Here is a 3561-nt window from a genome sequence, read left to right on the forward strand (position 1 = left end):
CGTGAAGCTCACGTTCTGGATTACAACAACTGCCCCCTGGACGATTGAGTAGCGTATGTATTTGGGAGCGAGTATCTTCATCCTGACACTTCCGTTGGTGATGTTGTAAATCACTATGTCTATATCGTGCCAGTAGTGGCCACCTACCCCGAAGTAGGCGTAGTCCGTGAAGCCGTCGCGGTAGTAGCGCATGAAGACGGTTTTGTTGCTCACGTTTATGAGGGACAGCTGAACCGGACCGTAGGAAAACGTTGAGTTGGCCTTCGTCGTCCCATAGAAGACAGTTGTTGGTTTCGAGAAAACGGCGACGAGCGCCGAGGGATTGCTCGTTGGGTTCTTCACATAGTTGAGGTAAACCTTGACGTCCCCGTACGTGTAGCTCTGACCCTCACCGAGGGCGAACTCAACGGACGTGAAGTTCCTGTTGTCCCGGAGCTTGAAGAGAACCAGGGGTATTGTCCCCGTCTGGGCGTTGTAGAGGAAGTCAACGACCGTCAGCGTGTAGTTTCCAAACGTCAGGGACTCCCCGAGGCCAAGGTAGCCGGAGAAGACCTGCATGTAGGCCGGCTCCTGGAACGCTCCCGGTGAGACGGGTCTGAATGAGACCGCGATGAGCATAAGCGCCAAGACCACGGTAAAGACCTTTCTCATAAGTTCTCCACCTCGTAGAGCTTTCCATCCCTAATCCTCAAAATCCTGTCGGCCTTTCTGGCCACGTCAAGGTCGTGGGTGACGACGACGAACGTCGTCCCTTTCTCCCTGTTCAGGGTCCGCATCAGGTTAACTATCTCCTCCGAAGACTTCGTGTCGAGGTTTCCGGTCGGCTCGTCGGCGAGGATTATGCTCGGCTCGTTGGCGAGCGCCCTCGCTATGGCGACGCGCTGCTGCTGACCGCCGCTCATCTCGGTCGGTTTGTGGTTCTCCATGTGGGGGATTCCCACCATTTTGAGGAGCAGTCTCGCCCGGGCTATTCTCTTCTTCGGAGGAACCCCCGCCAGAATCATGGGTATTTCAACGTTCTCGAGAGCTGTGAGGATTGGTATAAGGTTGTAGTGCTGGAAGACGAACCCTATTTTCCACAGCCTCATCTCGGAAAGCTCGTCGTCATTGAGACCTATAACGGACTTCCCGTCTATGTAGAGCTCACCAGAATCCGGTGTGTCAAGGAGGCCGAGTATGTTGAGGAGGGTTGTCTTCCCGCTGCCGCTCGGTCCGATTATCGCCACGAACTCCCCCTCCCTAACCTCTATGCTCGCGCCTCTCAGCGCTGGGACCGTGACCTTCCCAAGATGGTAGCTCTTGTACAGGTTGACGGCCTTTAAAACGACCCTTCTCTCCATGCGAAAAACTTCTCGTTTCATCTATTAACCTTTCCCCGGAAGGGCTAAATAAGGTGGTGCCGTACATTCCAGCGAGGTGGTCCGATGTTTGAGAGGATTCTCTACCCAACCGATTTCTCCGACGTTTCGCTCCACGCCCTCAACCACTGCATTCCCCAGCTCTTCGACTTGGGGGTTAAGGAGCTGTACCTCCTCCACGTCATCGACATAACGGTGGCCGAGTTCGAGGCGTTTGAGCTGGAGGAGGTTTACAAGAAGAAGCTCGAAGAGATAGCCGAGGGACTTAGAAAGAGGGGCCTGAACGTCAGGACTTCAGTGAGAATAGGCGTTCCGTCGCTTGAGATAGCGGAGGCGAGCGAGGAAGCCAAAGTGGACCTCATAGTTACCCCGAGCGTCGGCGAAAACGTCTGGAGGCAGATGTTTATGGGAAGCACGGCCTCGAACCTCGCGAGGGCAACCAAAAAGCCGGTTCTGCTCCTCAAGTACATCAAGAGGGACGACTCCTACGAGCTTGCCGTGGAGTGCCGCGACATATTCAAGAGGCCGCTGGTTGCGATAGACTTCTCAAGGTGCTCGCTCAAGATTGTCCAGACCGTGAGGAAGTTCGAGGAGCACATAGAGAAGGGCATACTCCTCCATTCCGTTGACTACGGGAAGATTGAGGAGCTTGAGCACAACATCGAGATAGCCAAGAAGAACCTTGAAAAGACCTCCAAAGGCATAAGGGCGAGCTTCGAGTGGGAGGTCATGGTCGGAACGGCGAGTCAGGCGATAATCGGAACCGCCCTGGCCAAGGATTCAACGCTCATAGTCATAGGCAAGAAGGGCAGGGGCATTCTCAAGGACCTGCTCCTCGGCAGCACCGCGGAGAGGGTTATAAGGGACTCAAAGCTTCCGGTCCTGCTCGTCCCCTGTGACTGACCTCAGACTGGAACGGCTTCCTCATCGTTCGGTAGCTACCCTGTTGCCATCATCGGTCGCTTTCCCCTACATCCTCTCCCTTATAAACCTACTCCCTCTTGCTCTCGCCGGTCATCACGGCACTGGCTATCATGTGCGCCAGCCGGAGCGGTTCCGGGATGAGGCCGCTTCTCGTTGTGGTTTTTACAATCTCAGCGGCCGTCTCAACGTCCACCCCAACCGCTTGAAGGTAGAGCTTTCCGGGAACCACCTCACGAATAGGAGGGGCCTTTCTGAGGAGTTCAAGCCTTTCCCTCCAGTCCGGGAAGTGCTTCCTCAGGGCGAGCTCCATCGCCCCAACGTCCGGTCTTTTCCTAACGACAACTATTACCGGAAGTCCAGTCTCGCGATGGATTCTATCGAGGTCAACGACGTTGAAGCCCCCGTAGGTTATTCCCTTGAGCATGATTACCCTCAGGTCCTTGAAGCGGGAGCTTTTAACCGCGTCGATTATCTTTTCCGTAGCGTCCGTTCCGTCTACGGTTATCCACCTGCTGAGAACTCCCACGACCTCCTTAGAGCCCTTCATAACAACGCCTATCAGAACGGTCTTCCCCTTCTCAACCTTGGAAGAAAAGGAGAACGTTCCGTCGTCAAAGCCAACTACCCTTATCTCGGGCTTCACCTTCCTAATCATCCAAACAGCACCCTCGCCATCCACTCGGAGTACTCCCTGTTGAGCTTGTCGAGGTCAATCCTGGCTATGACAGGGACCTCGTAGGGGTGAAGCTCCCTCAGGGTGTCCCTCAGGGCCTTCCACCTGCTCACCTCGGTCTTCAGTATCGCGCCGACTTCCTTTCCTTCCTCTATCCTGCCCTCCCACCAGTAAACGGCCTCGTGCTCCCGGAGGTTCGCGCAGACTATGAGCTTCCTCTCGAGGAGTTCCCTGACGACCTTTCTGGCGCTCTCCCAGTCCGGGAAGGTCGTGTAGACGAGTATTGCCTCCATAGGACATCCCTGAGGGAGTAGGCAAGTAAAGCTTAAATCCCTTGTGGAGAAGATGAGACGGGATGGTGCATGAGGAAGGTTAGGGCGCACCTCAGAATCTACGGTCGAGTTCAGGGGGTCGGCTTTCGCTGGAGCATGCAGAGGGAAGCCAGAAAGCTCGGCCTTGCCGGCTGGGTCAGGAACCTGCCCGACGGAAGCGTTGAGGCCGTCGTTGAGGGGGACGAAGAAAGGGTTGAAGCGCTGATAGGATGGGCGCACCAGGGGCCGCCTTTGGCGAGGGTAACGCGCGTCGAGGTTAAATGGGAAGAACCGG

At 55.7% G+C, this 3561-nt stretch carries 6 protein-coding genes; 2 read left to right on the plus strand and 4 right to left on the minus strand.

The features are described 5' to 3' along the window. Together MVK46_RS01675 and MVK46_RS01680 are read right to left on the minus strand one after the other, a co-directional pair. The coding region (locus MVK46_RS01675; protein WP_297534784.1) for a hypothetical protein at nucleotides 1-651 on the minus strand (651 nt) is incomplete at its 3' end. Next, nucleotides 648-1340 carry an ABC transporter ATP-binding protein gene (locus MVK46_RS01680; protein ID WP_297534785.1) on the minus strand — a complete coding sequence of 231 codons (693 nt, stop codon included), beginning with the start codon at nucleotides 1338-1340 and terminating at the stop codon, nucleotides 648-650. The genes MVK46_RS01675 and MVK46_RS01680, both read right to left, overlap by 4 nt. An 84-nt stretch (nucleotides 1341-1424) precedes the next feature. Here MVK46_RS01680 and MVK46_RS01685 point away from each other — a divergent pair, with 84 nt between their 5' ends. Beyond that, a complete protein-coding gene (locus MVK46_RS01685; RefSeq protein WP_297534787.1) occupies nucleotides 1425-2261 on the plus strand; it encodes a universal stress protein in 837 nt (278 codons plus the stop codon). An 88-nt stretch (nucleotides 2262-2349) separates the two neighbouring features. On the opposite strand, the gene MVK46_RS01690 is transcribed toward MVK46_RS01685, so the two are convergent. Both MVK46_RS01690 and cutA read right to left on the minus strand, forming a co-directional pair. Further along, on the minus strand, nucleotides 2350-2937 hold the full coding sequence (locus tag MVK46_RS01690) for a DUF99 family protein (RefSeq protein ID WP_297534789.1): 588 nt from the start codon (nucleotides 2935-2937) through the stop codon (nucleotides 2350-2352). Further along, nucleotides 2934-3248: a divalent-cation tolerance protein CutA gene (gene cutA, locus MVK46_RS01695; protein WP_297534790.1), complete on the minus strand. Its 315-nt coding sequence runs from the start codon at nucleotides 3246-3248 to the stop codon at nucleotides 2934-2936. Before cutA ends, MVK46_RS01690 begins: the two co-directional genes overlap by 4 nt. 69 nt (nucleotides 3249-3317) lie before the next feature. On the opposite strand from cutA, the gene MVK46_RS01700 reads away from it, so the two are divergent. Further along, a partial coding sequence (locus MVK46_RS01700) for an acylphosphatase (protein ID WP_297534792.1) occupies nucleotides 3318-3561 on the plus strand: 244 nt, incomplete at its 3' end.

The sequence above is a fragment of the Thermococcus sp. genome, from assembly GCF_027066465.1.
Classification (GTDB): Archaea; Methanobacteriota_B; Thermococci; order Thermococcales; family Thermococcaceae; genus Thermococcus.